The organism is Agrobacterium sp. B1(2019), assembly GCF_008274755.1.
Lineage (GTDB): Bacteria > Pseudomonadota > Alphaproteobacteria > Rhizobiales > Rhizobiaceae > Agrobacterium > Agrobacterium salinitolerans.
In genome coordinates this window covers 520,853-536,857 of the sequence record NZ_VTPB01000001.1, presented here as the reverse complement: position 1 = coordinate 536,857, position 16,005 = coordinate 520,853, and the positions used below count along the sequence as shown (strand labels likewise).

15 protein-coding genes are annotated in these 16,005 nt (G+C 58.9%); 6 read left to right on the top strand and 9 right to left on the bottom strand.

The window, feature by feature from the left end; genetic code table 11:
* Positions 1-5: 5 nt before the first annotated feature.
* The 3 genes from AGR1_RS02610 to AGR1_RS02600 all read right to left on the bottom strand — a co-directional run bounded on the left by AGR1_RS02610 (position 6) and on the right by AGR1_RS02600 (position 2,497).
* On the bottom strand, positions 6-1,211 hold the full coding sequence (locus AGR1_RS02610) for an MFS transporter (RefSeq protein ID WP_187772024.1): 1,206 nt from the start codon (positions 1,209-1,211) through the stop codon (positions 6-8).
* Between the two features lie 46 nt (positions 1,212-1,257).
* Positions 1,258-1,881, bottom strand: a complete 624-nt coding sequence (locus tag AGR1_RS02605; RefSeq protein WP_210248730.1) for a TetR/AcrR family transcriptional regulator — start codon at positions 1,879-1,881, stop codon at positions 1,258-1,260.
* Between the two features lie 61 nt (positions 1,882-1,942).
* Complete coding sequence (locus AGR1_RS02600) at positions 1,943-2,497, bottom strand: Crp/Fnr family transcriptional regulator (RefSeq protein WP_149146102.1); 555 nt, start codon at positions 2,495-2,497, stop codon at positions 1,943-1,945.
* Between the two features lie 57 nt (positions 2,498-2,554).
* Between AGR1_RS02600 and AGR1_RS02595 the strand changes: the two genes are divergently transcribed.
* Positions 2,555-3,073 carry a periplasmic heavy metal sensor gene (locus AGR1_RS02595; protein WP_149146101.1) on the top strand — a complete coding sequence of 173 codons (519 nt, stop codon included), beginning with the start codon at positions 2,555-2,557 and terminating at the stop codon, positions 3,071-3,073.
* Between the two features lie 48 nt (positions 3,074-3,121).
* On the opposite strand, the gene AGR1_RS02590 is transcribed toward AGR1_RS02595, so the two are convergent.
* From AGR1_RS02590 to AGR1_RS02565, 6 genes are all read right to left on the bottom strand, one after another.
* Positions 3,122-3,838 carry a ParA family protein gene (locus tag AGR1_RS02590; protein ID WP_149146100.1) on the bottom strand — a complete coding sequence of 239 codons (717 nt, stop codon included), beginning with the start codon at positions 3,836-3,838 and terminating at the stop codon, positions 3,122-3,124.
* A gap of 386 nt (positions 3,839-4,224) precedes the next feature.
* Complete coding sequence (locus AGR1_RS02585) at positions 4,225-5,370, bottom strand: iron-containing alcohol dehydrogenase (RefSeq protein ID WP_080790286.1); 1,146 nt, start codon at positions 5,368-5,370, stop codon at positions 4,225-4,227.
* Complete coding sequence (locus AGR1_RS02580; protein WP_080790285.1) at positions 5,367-6,755, bottom strand: aldehyde dehydrogenase family protein; 1,389 nt, start codon at positions 6,753-6,755, stop codon at positions 5,367-5,369. Before AGR1_RS02580 ends, AGR1_RS02585 begins: the two co-directional genes overlap by 4 nt.
* Before the next feature lie 18 nt (positions 6,756-6,773).
* Entirely contained in the window at positions 6,774-8,141 is a 1,368-nt protein-coding gene (locus AGR1_RS02575; RefSeq protein WP_149146099.1) for a glutamine synthetase family protein, read from the bottom strand.
* Positions 8,142-8,206: 65 nt separating this feature from the next.
* Complete coding sequence (locus AGR1_RS02570; protein ID WP_149146098.1) at positions 8,207-9,721, bottom strand: amino acid permease; 1,515 nt, start codon at positions 9,719-9,721, stop codon at positions 8,207-8,209.
* A 224-nt stretch (positions 9,722-9,945) separates the two neighbouring features.
* Positions 9,946-10,719, bottom strand: coding sequence for an N-formylglutamate amidohydrolase (locus AGR1_RS02565; protein ID WP_080790283.1), 774 nt, complete (start codon positions 10,717-10,719; stop codon positions 9,946-9,948).
* A gap of 175 nt (positions 10,720-10,894) precedes the next feature.
* On the opposite strand from AGR1_RS02565, the gene AGR1_RS02560 reads away from it, so the two are divergent.
* From AGR1_RS02560 to AGR1_RS02535, 5 genes are all read left to right on the top strand, one after another.
* Positions 10,895-11,773, top strand: coding sequence for a MurR/RpiR family transcriptional regulator (locus AGR1_RS02560; RefSeq protein WP_080790282.1), 879 nt, complete (start codon positions 10,895-10,897; stop codon positions 11,771-11,773).
* Positions 11,774-12,061: 288 nt separating this feature from the next.
* Positions 12,062-13,168, top strand: a complete 1,107-nt coding sequence (locus tag AGR1_RS02550) for an ABC transporter substrate-binding protein (RefSeq protein ID WP_149146097.1) — start codon at positions 12,062-12,064, stop codon at positions 13,166-13,168.
* 99 nt (positions 13,169-13,267) lie between these two features.
* Complete coding sequence (locus tag AGR1_RS02545; protein ID WP_149146096.1) at positions 13,268-14,152, top strand: ABC transporter permease subunit; 885 nt, start codon at positions 13,268-13,270, stop codon at positions 14,150-14,152.
* Positions 14,149-14,931, top strand: coding sequence for an ABC transporter permease (locus AGR1_RS02540; protein WP_080790279.1), 783 nt, complete (start codon positions 14,149-14,151; stop codon positions 14,929-14,931). Before AGR1_RS02545 ends, AGR1_RS02540 begins: the two co-directional genes overlap by 4 nt.
* Before the next feature lie 12 nt (positions 14,932-14,943).
* On the top strand, positions 14,944-16,002 hold the full coding sequence (locus tag AGR1_RS02535) for an ABC transporter ATP-binding protein (RefSeq protein WP_080790278.1): 1,059 nt from the start codon (positions 14,944-14,946) through the stop codon (positions 16,000-16,002).
* Positions 16,003-16,005: the final 3 nt, after the last annotated feature.

Below are 16,005 nucleotides of genomic sequence, written 5' to 3'. Positions count from 1 at the left end.
GCGTTTCAATCGCGTTGTTCCGTGAAGAAATAAAGCAGGGCTGCCACAGGTAAGGCAAAGCCGATCCACGAGGCGGCTTGCCATTCGCCGACGGCATAGGCCCAGCCGCCGACTGCGGAACCGATTGCGCCGCCCATGAAGAACGTCGCCATATAGATGCCGTTCAGGCGGCTGCGGAATTCCGCTCCGAGCGTGAAGATAGCGCGCTGGCCAAGCACCAGATTGGTGGTGACGCCGAAATCCAGAACGATGGCTGCGACGACCAGAATGGCGAGCGCCAGATGTGAGCCTTCGGGCGCAAGATGCGTGACAGCGAAAGAGAGCGCCACCGCCGCCAAGGCAAAGAAGGTGGCCGCACGCGTCCAGCCACGATCCGCCATCCGCCCGGCAATCGGCGCGGCCACGGTGCCCGCCGCACCGGCCAGCGCGAAGAGCGCAATCTCACCCTGGCTGAGATTAAAATGCGGCCCGCTCAGATAAAGCGGCGTCGTGGTCCAGAACAGGCTGAAAGCCGCAAACAGAAAGGCGTGATAGATCGCCCGCCGCCGCAGGATCGGCGTGTGAAGCGCCAGCCTGCCCATCGAAGCCATCAATGCGCCGTAGCTCAGGCGCGCATCGGGCATACGGGCGGGCAGAAGCCGGAAAAGCACCACAGCAAGGAGCGCCATGACGGCCGCCGAGGTCAGAAACACACCACGCCAGGACACCACTTCCGACAGAAGGCTGGAGACCGGTCGCGCCAGCATGATGCCGGCCATCAGCCCGCTCATGACATTGCCGACCACCCGGCCGCGAATGGCGTGCGGCGCCATGTGGGCGGCATAGGGAACGATGACCTGCACCGCCACGGAACTGACGCCGACCAGAAAGGCAGCAATCAGAAACGGGGCCGCATGCGGCGCGAATGCCGCCGCCACAAGGGAAAGCACCGCCATCGCGACAGCGCAGACCACCAGCTTGCGGTTTTCAACAAGATCGCCAAGCGGCACGACAAACAACAGACCGATACCGTAACCGATCTGGGTCAGGGTCACGATCAACCCCGTCGCACCGGCAGAAAGACCAAGCTCCGCCCCGATAATGCCGGCCAGCGGCTGGCCGTAATAAAGATTGGCGGCAATCAGTCCACAGGCTGTCGCCAGGAGGAACGTCAAGGCCGGGGAAATGGATGTCCCCTCGACATCATCCCCTTCAATTACACGCGTCGTCATCATTTTCTCCAATATGGAAACAATCATTTCCTAAATAGTCACAAAATCAATCGGCAAGCTTCATGGCGATATCCACCACGGCCACCATGTCTTTCAGGCTGCGTCCCGTCTTTCCCACCACGCGCATTCCATACATCATGCACAGCATCGCCCGGGCGAGATCGTCCGGATCGGCCTTCGAACGCACGGAACCATCCTGCTGCCCTTCGGCAACGAGGCGGGCGACAATTCGCTCTCTCGCCTTCACCGCCCGCTCGACCACGAGTGCAATATCGTCGTCCAGCGCCGCCAGATCGGCAGCAGCACCAACCACCAGACACCCGTCCGACCCGACACCGCCATGGGAACGTTCGGCATAGAACATCAGACCGGCCCTTAGACGCTCATAACCGGTTTCGAAACCAGCCACCGCCGCCTCGAAACGTTCGGTCTGCACGATCCTGTAGCGTTCCATCGTGGCGATGAAGATGGCTTTCTTGTCCTTGAAAGCCTTGTAAAGACTGCCCTGCGCCAGTTCCATCGCATCGGTGAGATCACCGACGGAAGTGGCATGATAACCGCGTCGCGAAAAAACGCGGATCGCCCCGTCGAGCGCACGGTCGACGTCAAACTCGCGCGGCCTGCCGCGATGGCGCTGTTCCGGTGAATTGGTGTGATTGATATTGCTCATGGCCGGAATATAGGAAACGATCGTTTCCAAATCAAGCGAATAATTTTATCATCTGTTCGAACTAGCGCGATAAAGCCAGGCGTCTGGCTATTTCCCGATACAACGCCTCGGGAGAAACGCCTATTTCAGCAGCGAGGTTCTTCCATTGCCCCTTGGGCGGAAGCAGACCTTCATTGACGGTGATCCAGGCATCGAGCCGCGCGCCAACCGAGCGCAACGCCAATATTTCCGCCCGCGTCCTGATCTTTTTTAGCTCGCCGGAGATATGATTTATCCATTCAAGTGCGAATGCGGGTTCGCGTTCCAGCAATTGCCGCAGCGTGCCGATAGGCACGAACAAGGCACGTCCGGCTGTCATGGCGATGGCGTCGCAGTGATATTTCTCCGAAAACACCGAGGCTTCGGCAAGAACCGTCATCGGCCCCGCCCGCTGCAACACGGCACTATGCCCATCCTCCTGAAACCGCATCAGATGGACATAGCCCTCGACCACCAGCGCCAACACGTGAATGGAATCGCCTTGATGAAAAAGGTATTCGCCTTTTTCAAAGGATCTGAACACGGACGCCTTCGGGCGAAGCTGGTCAAAAATCGAACTCGACATGATTTCTATCATGTCCGGCAAACGGGCCAGCTGACAAGCTCAGGGGATCGCAACAATCCGAGTAGCCCCATGAAATCCACGGTTCTTGTCTTCCTCACCGCTCTTCTCCCCCTCTCAGCCGCCGGGGAAGAGCAGCATCTCCACCAATCTCCCTATGCGGGCCAGCAGAGCCGAACCATCAAGAGCCTGTCGGCTGAAGATATTGCCGAACTGGAACAGGGAGGCGGATGGGGCTTTGCGAAAGCCGCCGATCTCAACGGTATGCCGGGTCCCTCACATGTCAGCAAGATGGCGACAGAACTGGCGCTGACGACCGAGCAGGCCGCCGCCGTCCAACAGCTGTTTCAAACCATGCGGAAAGATGCTGCGACAGAAGGCAGGCAAATGATCGCCGGCGAAGCGGCACTGGATGCAGGCTTCCGTAATGGCTCAATCGATGCGGATCAACTGCGAGCGCAACTCGACCGTATTGAAGAAAGCCGCGCCAGACTGAGATACATCCACCTTGCCGCTCATCTCGAAACGGCAAAGCTGCTGACCAAGGAGCAGGTCGCACGTTACAACAGGCTGCGCGGCTATGCGCCTTAACGAGCGCGCGGACGGAGCCGGTTCCTGCCCTGGCGGCAGCTCCGGCTCTCAGGCGGCCTTGCGGGTGAAGAGGCGTGCGGGCTGCGTGCCGAGCCGCGAAAGACGTTTTGGCAATAGGCCGACGACTTCGGTGGCGAAGGCTTTCGCGTTCTCCACCGCCTTGTCGATATTGCTGACCTTGTCCTTGTCGAGACAGAGAAGCGTGCCGCCATAATCGAAAATATCGCGATAGGCCGCTCTCTCGACAATCGGCGTATTGAGCACCGAGACGTTCTTTTCCGCCAGCAGCATTTTGACGAGCAGCAGCGAGCGCGTCGCCACCATGGCGTTGACCCGCGTCAGTACGATGGAATGGGCGATCTCCTTGCCCATCTTGCGGTTCAGGAATTCGATGTGGTCCAGAACCTCGGCAGCACCGCGCGCATCCATGGCTGAGCCTTGAACCGGGATCAGCACATGATCGGAAATACCGAGCGCCATGGTCAGAAGCGGGGTTTTCGCACCCGGCAGGTCGATGATGAAACAGTCGGTGTTGGCTTTGTTTTCGCGAATATGGCCTTCCAGCGAAGCCATCGTCACATGCGAAATCACCGAGAGATTCTCGATCTCGCCGGACAGTTCATGCCAGCGGGAAATCCACAATTGCGGATCGGCATCGAGAACCGTCACGCGGTGGCCGCTACGGGCGAGTTCGGTTGCCAGAAGCAGCACAGCGGTCGTTTTTCCGGCGCCGCCCTTGGTGTTGGCAAAAGTAATGACAGGCATGATATCCCCGATTGATCAGAGCCATTTCATGCTCACTCACGCACCGAGCCGATCATGGTGCTTTCCATAACCTTAACGAACATGGTTAAGAAAAGACTAAGAACGGTTATGCGCCGCAACAAAAAGCCCGCGGCTGGACCATCGCGGGCTTTATGGATTAGAGATCGTACGTGGCTCGCTCCCCGTGCAGGGCACAACGTCGCCACTCGTTTCTTCTCCCCGCCGGGGAGAAGGTGGCCCGAAGGGTCGGATAAAGGGGCAACGGTAGCGATTAACCGAGAGCTTGCCCCCCCTCATCCCGCTGCCGCGACCTTCTCCCCGGCGGGGAGAAGAAACAAGCGGCACCCTCTCAACCTCTCACAAACCTGACGAATAAAGGTCACTCCTTAGAAGCAGTCCTCGAACAACTTCCTCGTATTTTCGAGCGTCATCGGCACCGGATTACCCCCGCAGCTCGGATCCTTGATCGCTTCCGCCGCCAGTTCGTCGATACGATCCGGCTTGATGCCCATGGCGGTGAGATTCTCCGGCACGCCGAGTTCCCTGCGAAGCTCCAGCACATAATCATAAAAGCCGTCGAAGCCGCCGGAAATGCCAAGATAGGCGGCCGCGCGGGCGATCTTGTCCTCGATGGCCGGACGGTTGAAGCGCAGCACCGCTGGCATGACGACGGCGTTGGTCATGCCGTGATGGGTGTTGTAGACCGCACCGATCGGGTGCGAGAGCGAGTGAATGGCGCCGAGACCCTTCTGAAAGGCAACCGCCCCCATCGCTGCCGCTGCCATCATGTTAGTGCGGGCTTCGATATCCGTGCCGTCCTTATAGGCGCGCGGCAGGAATTCCTTGACGAGCCGCAGCCCCTCCAGCGCCACGCCGGCGCTCATCGGATGATAGAAGGGCGAGGAATAGGCTTCCAGGCAATGGGCGAAAGCATCCATGCCCGTGCCCGCCGTGATGACCTTCGGCATGCCGACCGTCAGCTCCGGATCGCATATGACGACGCCGGGCAGGAGCTTCGGATGGAAGATAATCTTCTTCACATGCGTCTGCGAATTGGTGATGACGCTGGCGCGGCCGACTTCCGACCCCGTGCCTGCCGTCGTCGGCACGGCGACGATGGGCGCGATCTTGGAAGCGTCCGCCCGTGTCCACCAGTCGCCGATATCTTCGAAATCCCAGACCGGGCGCGTCTGCCCGGCCATGAAGGCGATGGTCTTGCCGAGATCGAGGCCCGAACCGCCGCCGAAAGCGACGACGCCGTCGTGACCGCCATCGCGATAGGCTTTCACGCCGGCTTCCATGTTGATCTCATTGGGATTGGGATCGACCTCGGCGAAGATCGCCCGGCCGAGACCCGCCTCTTCCAGCACATCCAGCGCATGCGCGGTAATCGCCATATTGGCAAGGCCGCGATCCGTAACGAGAAGCGGCTTCTTGATACCAAGCGTCTTGCAGGCTTCCGCCAGTTCCTTGATCCGGCCACGGCCAAGCTTGACAGCGGTGGGGTAGCTCCAGTTGGCGACGATATTCATTTCGTGACTTTCTTCAGATGGTAGGATTTCGGGCGGGTCAGGTTCTGGAAACCGAGAACGGAAAGCGAGCCGCCACGGCCCGTTTCCTTCACCCCGGTCCAGCAAAGGGCCGGGTCGAGATAATCCGCGCGGTTCATGAACACGGTGCCGGTTTCGATTTCGCGGCCGATGCGCCCGGCGCGGGCGGCATCCTGGGTCCAGAGCGAGGCGGTCAATCCGTATTTGCTGTCATTCATCAGCGCGATGGCTTCGTCGTCGTTCTTCACCTTCATGATCCCGACGGCCGGGCCGAAGGTTTCTTCGGTCATAAATTCCATGGAATGATCGACATTGACGAGCACTTGCGGCGCGACATAAGCGCTTTCGCCGTCATCGACGGGAAACAGCTTCGGATCGACCAGAGCCTTCGCACCCTTCGAAACGGCATCGGCAATCTGCGCGCGAACCACCTTGGCAAAACGCTTGTTGGCCATCGGCCCGAGCGTCGTTTCCTCAATCAGCGGATTGCCGAGCTTGTAGTTGGACACCCACGCCACCGACTTCTCGACAAAGGCGTCATAGAGGTTTTCGTTGACGTAGATACGCTCGATACCGCAGCAGCATTGACCGGAATTATAAGTCGCGCCGTCCATCAGCGTATCGACGGCGGCGTCGAGATCGGCATCCTCCATCACATAACCGGGGTCCTTGCCGCCGAGTTCAAGCCCGAGACCGGTAAAAGTGCCGGCAGCGGCACGTTCGATGGCACGACCGCCTTCCACCGAACCGGTGAAATTGACGAAATTGAACAGGCCCTCGGAAATCAGCGCCGAAGTCGTGCCATGGTCGAGGAAGACATTGATGAAAACGTCTTCGGGCACGCCGGCCTCTACGAAGGCCCGCACCATGCGCTCGCCGACGAGAAGCGTCTGCGCCGCATGTTTGATGACGACCGTATTGCCGGCCATCAAAGCGGGCGCAACGGTGTTGATCGCCGTCATGTAAGGATAGTTCCACGGCGCGATGACGAAGACCACGCCATGTGCCTCGCGTTCAATGCGGCGTTCGAAATTGCCGCTTTCCTCGATGACGAGCGGCGCCAGCGCATCGGCGGCGATGGAGGCAACATAGTTGGAACGCTCGTTGAAGCCCTTGAACTCGCCGCCATAGCGCACCGGCCGGCCCATCATATGGGCAAGTTCCGGCACGACCTCATCCACCATTTCGTTAAGGCGTGCGACACCTTTGAGAACCAGCTGAACGCGGTCCTCCAGCGGGCGTCGAGCCCAGTCCTTCTGCGCCTTGCGCGCTTTCGAAACGGCGGCCCGCGCCGCCTCCAGCGACATCGCCTCGCGCTCGGCATAAACCGAGCCGTCGATGGGCGAGATATTCTGGATCATGGTCATGATGTTTTCCCGTAATGATTAGGCTCGTTCGAAACCGCGCGCCACTTCCCAGTCGGTCACGCGGCGGTCGTATTCTTCCTGTTCCCAAGCTCCGGCGCGGACGTAATGATCGATCACATCGTCGCCAAAGGCGTTGCGCAGCATTTTCGATCCGTCGAGAAACGCAGTGGCGTCACGCAGGGTCTTGGGTATCTCGCGCACATCCTTGCCGCCATAGGCGTCGCCGACAAAAGCGGGCTCAAGTTCAAGTTTATTTTCGATGCCGTCAATGCCCGCCGCAAGCAAAGCCGCCATGGCGAGATAGGGATTGAGATCGGAGCCGCCGACACGGCACTCGATGCGGATGCCCTTGGTGCCCTCCCCGCAGAGGCGATATCCGGCCGTGCGGTTGTCGAGGCTCCAGATCGCCTTGGTGGGCGCAAACGTGCCGGCCATGAAGCGCTTGTAGGAATTGATGTAGGGCGCGAGAAAATAGGTGATCTCGCTGGCATGGGCCAGAAGTCCGGCAACATAATGCCGCATCAGTTCCGACATGCCATGCTTGGCGTCCTTGTCCAGAAACGCTGGGGTCTTGCCGTCGAGGCTCCACAGCGACTGGTGGATGTGTGAAGAACTGCCGGCGGCATTGTAGTTCCACTTGGCGAGGAACGTCACCGCCTTGCCCTTGGACCAGGCGATCTCCTTGGTGGCGTTCTTGATGATGGCGTGCCGGTCGGCCATGGTCAGCGCCTCGGCATAACGAACGTTGATTTCCGCCTGCCCTGCAGACGCCTCACCCTTGGAATTTTCGACCGGAATACCCGCCCCCTGCAGGCCCTTGCGCAGCGCCCGCATCACATCCTCTTCCTTGGTCGTCTGGAAGATATGGTAATCCTCATTATAACCGCTGGCGAGGTTCAGATCCTTGTAGCCACTGGCGCGGGCTGCGTCGAAGGTCTGGTCGAACAGGAAAAATTCGAGCTCGGTCGCCATATAGGCCTTCAGCCCCATGGCCTCCAGCCGCGCCACCTGCTTTTTCAACAGAGCGCGCGGGGAATGGGGCACCTCTTCGTGTGTGTGATGATCGAGCACGTCGCAAAGCACCAGCGCCGTGCCTTCCAGCCACGGCACCCGCCGCAGCGTTGAAAGATCGGGCTTAAGGACATAGTCGCCGTAACCCTTCTCCCAGCTGGAGGATTTGTAACCGGGAACGGTTTCCATCTCCATGTCGGTGGCGAGCACGTAATTGCAGCTATGGGTTTCCTCAAAGGCGCTTTCAACAAAGAATTCCGCCTGAAACCGTTTGCCCATCAGACGCCCCTGCATGTCGACAAGGCAGGCGAGAACCGTGTCGATGCGCCCCTCGGCGACATCCATTTTTAGCGCGTCGAATGTGTAGCTCGTCATTTTTGTCCGTTCCCTTTATTGTATTGACCGGGCGGCCGGAATGCGGCCGCCCGTTTGTTTAAGCATCAGGCCTTTGCACCCGCCGCTGCCATGGCAGCCTGCTTGTGCTCCAGCGCGAATTCCTCCTCCGGCGACAGGATGAGGCGATGACGACCGACGAGGCCGAAATAGGCAATCGCCACGGCAAACCAGACGGCAACCCAGAGCACGCCCTTCGTGAAGTTCGGATCCTGGATCTGGTAAAGCAGCGTTACGATGGCGATGATGATCGTCAGCACCGCACCGGGAATACCGAAGGGCGACCGGAACGGCCGCTCGATATGCGGCAGGTTCTTGCGCAGAAGAATGAAGGAAATCGCCTGCATGATATAGGAGAACATCGCACCGAAAACGGCCATGTTCAGAAGCACGCTGCCAATGATGCTGCCGCCCTGCTCCGCACCCAGCGAGAACCAGATGACCAACATGACCGCGAGCCCGACTATGGCACCGGTGATATTGGCCACGTATGGCGTGCGGTATTTCGAGTGGGTGATGGACAGCACGGTCGGGAAGTAACCCGCACGCGACAACGAATAGATCTGGCGGCCCTGCGCATAAAGGATCGTATGAAAACTTGCGATCAGGCCCGTCAGAGCAACGAGACCGAGCACCACCACGCCACCATCGCCATAGATCGCCTTGAAACCGTCCAAAAGCGGCTCAAGCGACGAGCTGAGATGGAAGGCGCCGACGCCCGGCAGCGACGGGTTGAGCAGCACGATCATGAAGGCCGAAACCATCAGCGTGACCATGCCAAGGATGATTCCCTTCGGCATGTCGCGTTTCGGATCGACGGATTCCTCAGCCGCCAGCGGCAACTGCTCGATGGCGAGAAACAGCCAGACCGCGAAAGGCAGCGTGGCGAGAACGCCCGAGAAACCGAAGGGGAAGAAGGAGCCGCCGCCCTCCGGCAGTTCCACCGCCTTGCCGTCAGGTCCGACACCGATGTTGAGCGCAAAACGCGAAAAATCGATGTTGGGAATGGCGCTGATCCAGAAGAACACCAGAACGGCAAGCGAAATCAGCGTGATGACGAGCGTAACCTTGAACGAAAGCTCAAGCCCGAAGACGTTGAGTCCCAGGAAAATCGCATAAAACACGATCCACACAAAAGGTGAATAAGCCGGATCTAGGCCGAGAATGGAGTTCACATAGGCTGTGATGAAGGTGACGACGACCGCCGGCGTCAGCACATATTCGACATTCTCGCAAAGCCCGGTGATGAAGCCGCCCCATGGCCCCATGGCCGTGCGGGCGAAGGAATAGGCCGCACCCGTATGCGGCAGGGCCGGGCTCATTTCGGCAATCGAAAATGTCAGCCCGAGATACATGATGGCGATGATGATGCCTGCCACCAGCATGCCGCCCCAGCCGCCGGTGGAAAAGCCGAAATTCCATCCGGAAAAATGCCCGGAAATGACCGCGCCGACGCCAAGCGCCCAGAGCGACCATACGCCCGCATAACGGGATAGTCCGCGTTTTTCGAAATAGGATGCATCAGCCTTCTTGTAGCTGACGCCTGACGATGAACTGTCCATGCCCTTCTCTCCTGAATAAGAAAAAAACAAGCCAGTCAGCCATTATTGGCCGATTGTGCCCCAGTTTCCGGCTTCACCCGGGAGGATCCCGCGATTGGCCGCACGCACTTGCTGTTCCCTTGCCGCTTTGTTTTTTCGGCTGCATGGCCGGTTTTTATAAAATCGCGGCAATCTTATCTGTCGGCCGACCCCGGTGTTTTCACCATCGGCCGGCCATAGCTCCCTCACTCATCGATCGATGAGAGCGCCTTCCCCATAAGCTCATGGAGAAACCCGGCGATTTCCGCTTGTTCTCCTTCGCTGCTGATGAGATCGTTGCGGATCTCGATCATGACGTTCAAAAGCCCGTCCGGCAGCGCATGCAGTCGCAGCGTATGCGTCACGCCGTCTTCCGGGCCATAGGGATCGTTGCGACTGACTGTGAGCGAGCAGCCTTCCGCGCCCGCCAGCATCGCATCCGCAAGACGGCTGTCGGCATCGTGCAGGATGCCGATCTCAACCTTTCGGAACCGACCGTGATAAACCGGCGTGAAACTGTGGATGGTCACGACCACCACTTTACGGCCGTCCGCCTGCCGCGCGGCGATGATCTCGCTCACCCGGTCATGGAACGGCACATAAAGCGCGGAGGTGCGGGCGAACCGCTCCGCTTCGCTGAGATCGAAATTGCCTGGAATATCGTAAATCTCGCTTTTCACCGGCATGGCGGAAGGCGATTCTGGCGGCCGGTTGCAATCATAGACGAGACGCGAAAAACGCTGGTAGACGAGCGTGGCGTCAAACTTTTTCGAAAGCAGCCGGGCGACGGCCAGAGCACCCGGATCCCAGGCCACATGGCTCGAAAGCACCTCCGGCGAAAGGCCCAATGTTCCGTATTTTTGCGGCATGGCAGCGGACGCATGTTCGCAGACGAGAAGGACGTCGCCCATCGCCGCCGCATTCTCGACGCCGACGGCCTGCCCTTCTGCTTCTGTGAAAAACCGTGACCGCACCGTCATGCACGAACCCCGCCCGGAAACCCCGTCGCTCCGTCAATGTCGAAAAGAATTCTTCACATTATCGCGAGTGTCAAATGGAATTTTGAAATTTTCTCTTCATTTCCCCATTGACTCGATAGCTGGCACAGATGTTTATTTTAGCTATTCACCGGCAGAAGACCGGAAGGGGAAAAATTTGCGCAGCACGACGGCCACCGTGTCGGATGTCATCCATGCCCATTACGACACACTGACCCGTTCGGAAAAACGGCTGGCAGAGAGCCTGCTCGGCAACTACCCCGTCTCCGGCCTCGGCAGCATCACCACCATTGCGGAAAACGCCGGTGTTTCCACACCGACGGTGGCGCGCATGGTGCAGAAGCTCGGATATAAGGGCTATCCGGAATTTCAGGCGCATCTGCATCAGGAGCTGGAGGCGACGATCTCCGGCCCCGTCGCCAAACATGACCGCTGGGCAACCAATGCGCCCGGCCTGCACATTCTCAACCGCTTCGCAGACGCCATTACGGGCAATCTGCGCGATACGCTGAGCGATCTCGATACCGCCGTTTTCGACAATGCCGCAGCGCTGCTTTCCGACCGCAAGCGCAGCATCTATTTCGTCGGCGGGCGCATTACCGGTGCGATCGCCGAATATTTCTTCACCCACATGCAGGTGATCCGGCCGAAGACGACGCTGATGTCGTCCAATTCCAGCGCCTGGCCGCAATATATGTTGAACATGAGCGCCGGCGATGTGCTGGTTATTTTCGACATCCGCCGCTACGAGCACGACATGACGACGCTGGCCGAAGTGGCCAAGGCGAACGGTGTGCAGATCATTCTCTTCACCGATCAATGGACATCGCCGGTGGCGCGCCACGCGCTGCACATTTTCCGCGTCAGGATCGAAGCGCCCTCAGCATGGGATTCCTCGGTCGTCACGCTGTTCGTGGTCGAAGCGCTGATCGAAGCGGTCCAGAACGGCGCCTGGGATGAAACCAGGGAGCGCATGAATGCACTGGAAGGCCTGTTCGAGCAGACACGGTTGTTCCGCAGGCCGGACAAAACATGAAACTATATAGCCGGCAACTTGCTTGACGCGGATGCCGCACGCTGATTGGATACCTGTCATCGCTGCCAGCACGATAAAACAGGATAAAAACCAAGCTGGGGAACACATTGGGCCACCACGGACAACGAGGGGGAACTCCCGCAATTGCAGGCAAAAAGCCGGGTGATGGCGGAAAAGGGGCGTAAAGTGACGGAATCCGGATAAAAAGATTGCAATCCAGCCGTCACATTAGCTTCATCGAGTATCCGTATCAGCGTCCGCAATATGAGACACGAAGAGGAGAAAAAAGTGATCTCTCACTGCCGCCGACTGCTCGCTACGACCACTGCTCTGGTCATCGCCTCCACCGCAATTGCCGCCGCTGAACCGAGCGCCGAGCTGATCGCCGCCGCCAAGAAGGAAGGCATGCTGACAACGATCGCGCTGCCGCACGACTGGTGCGGTTACGGCGACGTGATTGCCGCCTTCAAGGCGAAATATCCGGAAATCACCGTTAACGAACTGAACCCCGACGCCGGCTCCGCCGATGAAGTGGAAGCGGTGAAGGCCAACAAAGACAATAAGGGCCCGCAGGCGCCTGACGTCATCGACGTTGGCCTCGCCTTCGGCCCGCAGATGAAGGCCGAAGGCCTGCTGCAGCCCTACAAGGTCTCCACCTGGGACGAAATTCCCGACAACGTCAAGGATCCGGAAGGTTACTGGTACGGCGACTATTACGGCGTGATGTCCTTCTTCGTGAACAAGGACCTCGTCAAGAACACGCCGAAAGACTGGGCCGACCTGCAGAAGCCGGAATATTCCGGTCAGGTCGCACTTGCCGGCCCCCCGCTGACATCCAACCAGGCAATTCTCGGCGTTCTCGCCGCCGGTCTTGGCCAGGGCGCAAAGTCCGGCAAGGAAGCCGGTGAAGCCGGTCTGAAGTATTTTGCCGACCTCAACAAGGCAGGCAACTTCGTTCCGACCGTCGGCAAGGCCGGCACGCTCGCACAGGGTTCGACACCAATCATCATCGCCTGGGATTACAACGCGCTTTCCTGGAAAAAGACGTTGAACGACAACCCGCCGACAGAAGTCGTCGTGCCTGAAAAAGGTGTTCTGGCCGGCGTTTACGTGCAGGGCATTTCTGCCTATGCACCGCACCCGAACGCAGCGAAGCTCTGGATGGAGCATCTCTATTCCGACGACGGTCAGCTCGGCTGGCTGAAGGGCTATTGCCACCCGATCCGCTTCAACGCCATGGTCAAGGCCGGCAAGGTTCCGCAGGAATTGATCGACAGCCTGCCGCCGGCAGCAGCCTATGAAAAGGCAATCTTCCCGACGCTTGAGGAAGTTGATGCCAACAAGGCTGCCGTTACCGGCGGCTGGGACAAGACCGTTGGCGCGAACGTCAAGTAAGTTGTTGAAAACGCACCCCGGCTGAAGAACGGCCGGGGTGTTTCTTTCGTGATAACCGCAATATATAGACCGTTTTAAAACGGCGTGTGGGGACAAGGCATGCCATCAACCAACACCGGCGGACCATCCGACGCGGGCAGAAAGCTGCCGCTTCATTGGATGGGTGTGCTGCCATTCGTCGTCTTTGTTGCGATGTTTTTGATTTTGCCGACGATGAAGATCGTCATCGGTGCTTTTCAGGACGCCAGCGGCAGTTTTACGCTTGCCAATATCGCAGGGCTTTTCACGCCCTCGATCATGGGCGCGTTTACGATATCGATAAAAATCAGCCTTGCGTCGTCATTATTGGGATGTCTGATCGGCTTTTCAGTTGCTGCGGCCGTCATACTTGGCGGTCTTCCAAGCCTGTTGCGCGGGCCGCTGATGACGTTTTCAGGGGTGGCATCGCAATTTGCCGGGGTTCCGCTAGCCTTTGCGTTTCTCGCAACCCTCGGCCCGGTTGGCATACTCACGGTGTTCCTGAAATCGCAACTGGGAATAGACCTCAGATTGATGGGCTTCAACCTCATCTCCTTCTGGGGTCTGACGATTACCTATCTCTTCTTCCAAATCCCGCTTATGATCCTGATCATTGCTCCTGCTTTGGACGGGCTGAAGCGCGAATGGCGTGAGGCTGCGGAAGTTCTTGGCGCAACGGGCATGCAATATTGGCGGTTTATAGCTTTTCCGATCCTGTTGCCGTCGCTGCTCGGCACATTCGCCCTGCTGTTCGCAAATGCCTTTGGTGCGGTCGCCACGGCAATAGCGCTGACCGGTTCCTCCCTGAACATCGCACCCATCCTGCTTTTTGCCCAGATACGCGGTGACGTTCTCGGCGACCCCCATCTCGGTTACGCGCTCGCCTTTGGCATGATCGTCGTGACCGGCATTGCCAATGCGCTTTATATCTGGCTGCGCGCCCGCAGTGAAAGGTGGCTGAAATGAAGCGTTTCTTCGCTTGGGGCGCGCTGGTCTTCGGCCTGCTCTATTTCGCCCTGCCGCTGATCGGCATGACCAACTTCTCGCTAAAAATGCGGCGCGCCGAATATTCCTTCGACGCCTATGCAAAAGTGCTGGGCGATCCGCGCTTTCAGGAGACTTTCAGCTATTCGGTGGTGATGGCGCTGTTCACCATCGTCTTCGGGGTTCTGCTGGTGGTGCCCACCGCCTATTGGGTGCGCCTGAAACTGCCAGGTCTGCGGCCCTATATTGAATTCATCACGCTTCTGCCGCTGGTCATCCCGGCCATCGTCATCGTCTTTGGTTATATCAGGCTTTACAACACCTCGAGCTGGCTACCGCTGACGGGCACGAGCTTCGGCACCAACCTGCTTTTGATGTTCGGTTATGCGACGCTTGCTCTGCCCTATATGTACCGCGCCGTCGATACCGGTCTCAGGACCATCGATGTGGCGACGCTGACGGAAGCCGCCCAAAGCCTCGGCGCGGGCTGGGCGACCATCCTGTCCCGCATCATCCTGCCAAATGTTCTGGTTGCGGTGCTGTCAGGTGCTTTTTTGACCTTCGCCATCGTCATCGGTGAATTCACCATGGCGGCCCTTTTGAACCGCCCGGCCTTCGGCCCCTACATGCAGCTGCTCGGTGCCAACCGCGCCTATGAACCGGCCGCGCTTGCCGTGATTTCCTTCGGCATCACCTGGGGTTGCCTGGGCCTGATCCAACTCGTTTCACGCTATCAGAAGGGCGCGCCTCCCAAGGCCTGAGGACACTATTTCATGAGCTTTTTGACACTTAGCAACATCAAGAAATCCTTCGGCTCCGTACAGGTCGTGCATGATTTCAACATGGCCATCGAAAAGGGCGAGTTCGTCTCCTTCCTCGGGCCATCGGGCTGCGGCAAGACAACCGTTTTGCGCATGATCGCCGGTTTCGAAACGCCGAGTGGCGGATCGATCATCATCAACGGCAAGGACCAAACGGCGCTGCGCCCCAACCAGCGCAATATCGGCATGGTGTTCCAGGCCTATGCGCTGTTCCCGAACATGAATGTCTTCGAAAACGTCGCCTTCGGGCTCAAAGTCGCTGGCAAACCGAAAGCCGAGATCGATGCGCGCGTGAAGGAAATGCTCCAGCTCATCCATCTGGAGCATCTGGCGGACCGTTATCCCTATCAGATGTCGGGCGGCCAGCAGCAGCGCGTGGCGCTCGCACGCGCGCTCGCCCCGAAGCCGGAAGTGCTTCTGCTGGACGAACCACTCTCCGCGCTCGACGCCAAGATCCGCGTGTCGCTGCGCGAAGAAATCCGCCAGATCCAGCAGAAACTTGGCATCACCACCATTTTCGTCACCCACGATCAGGAAGAGGCTCTTTCCATTTCCGACCGCATCGTCGTCATGAATGGCGGCCGCGCCGACCAGATCGGCTCCCCCTTCGATATCTACAACAAGCCAGCGACCCGCTTCGTCGCCTCTTTCGTCGGCACGTTGAACCTCATCGACGCCACCGTCTTGGATGCCTCTGCCAACGTCATCCGCGTCGGTGATCAGCAGATCACCCTGCCCCAGCCGGTGGAAGCGACCAATGGCGAAAAGATCACGCTGGCATTGCGCCCCGAAGCCGGGGCACTCGGCGCGAACGCCAAGGGTGATGTCGCGATATCAGGCAACGTCACCTCCAGCCAGTTCCTCGGCTCCGTCATCCGCACCCGTCTCGATCTCGGCGGTTCAACCCTGTCTTTCGACATGTTCAACGATCCCGGCACGGCGCCCCCGGCGATTGGCGAGCAAGTAACGCTGAAATTTGCGGCCAATGATCTGATGGTGATCAAAGATTAAATC

What these genes read in the sequence shown, in the direction of transcription:
- AGR1_RS02580 (WP_080790285.1), bottom strand. Translation starts at nt 6,755, where the DNA reads ATGACCATGATCCAGAATATCTCGCCCATCGACGGCTCGGTTTATGCC.
- AGR1_RS02600 (WP_149146102.1), bottom strand. Translation starts at nt 2,497, where the DNA reads ATGATAGAAATCATGTCGAGTTCGATTTTTGACCAGCTTCGCCCGAAG.
- AGR1_RS02545 (WP_149146096.1), top strand. Translation starts at nt 13,268, where the DNA reads ATGCCATCAACCAACACCGGCGGACCATCCGACGCGGGCAGAAAGCTG.
- AGR1_RS02610 (WP_187772024.1), bottom strand. Translation starts at nt 1,211, where the DNA reads ATGACGACGCGTGTAATTGAAGGGGATGATGTCGAGGGGACATCCATT.
- AGR1_RS02595 (WP_149146101.1), top strand. Translation starts at nt 2,555, where the DNA reads ATGAAATCCACGGTTCTTGTCTTCCTCACCGCTCTTCTCCCCCTCTCA.
- AGR1_RS02565 (WP_080790283.1), bottom strand. Translation starts at nt 10,719, where the DNA reads ATGACGGTGCGGTCACGGTTTTTCACAGAAGCAGAAGGGCAGGCCGTC.
- AGR1_RS02540 (WP_080790279.1), top strand. Translation starts at nt 14,149, where the DNA reads ATGAAGCGTTTCTTCGCTTGGGGCGCGCTGGTCTTCGGCCTGCTCTAT.
- AGR1_RS02575 (WP_149146099.1), bottom strand. Translation starts at nt 8,141, where the DNA reads ATGACGAGCTACACATTCGACGCGCTAAAAATGGATGTCGCCGAGGGG.
- AGR1_RS02590 (WP_149146100.1), bottom strand. Translation starts at nt 3,838, where the DNA reads ATGCCTGTCATTACTTTTGCCAACACCAAGGGCGGCGCCGGAAAAACG.
- AGR1_RS02585 (WP_080790286.1), bottom strand. Translation starts at nt 5,370, where the DNA reads ATGAATATCGTCGCCAACTGGAGCTACCCCACCGCTGTCAAGCTTGGC.
- AGR1_RS02605 (WP_210248730.1), bottom strand. Translation starts at nt 1,881, where the DNA reads ATGAGCAATATCAATCACACCAATTCACCGGAACAGCGCCATCGCGGC.
- AGR1_RS02570 (WP_149146098.1), bottom strand. Translation starts at nt 9,721, where the DNA reads ATGGACAGTTCATCGTCAGGCGTCAGCTACAAGAAGGCTGATGCATCC.
- AGR1_RS02535 (WP_080790278.1), top strand. Translation starts at nt 14,944, where the DNA reads ATGAGCTTTTTGACACTTAGCAACATCAAGAAATCCTTCGGCTCCGTA.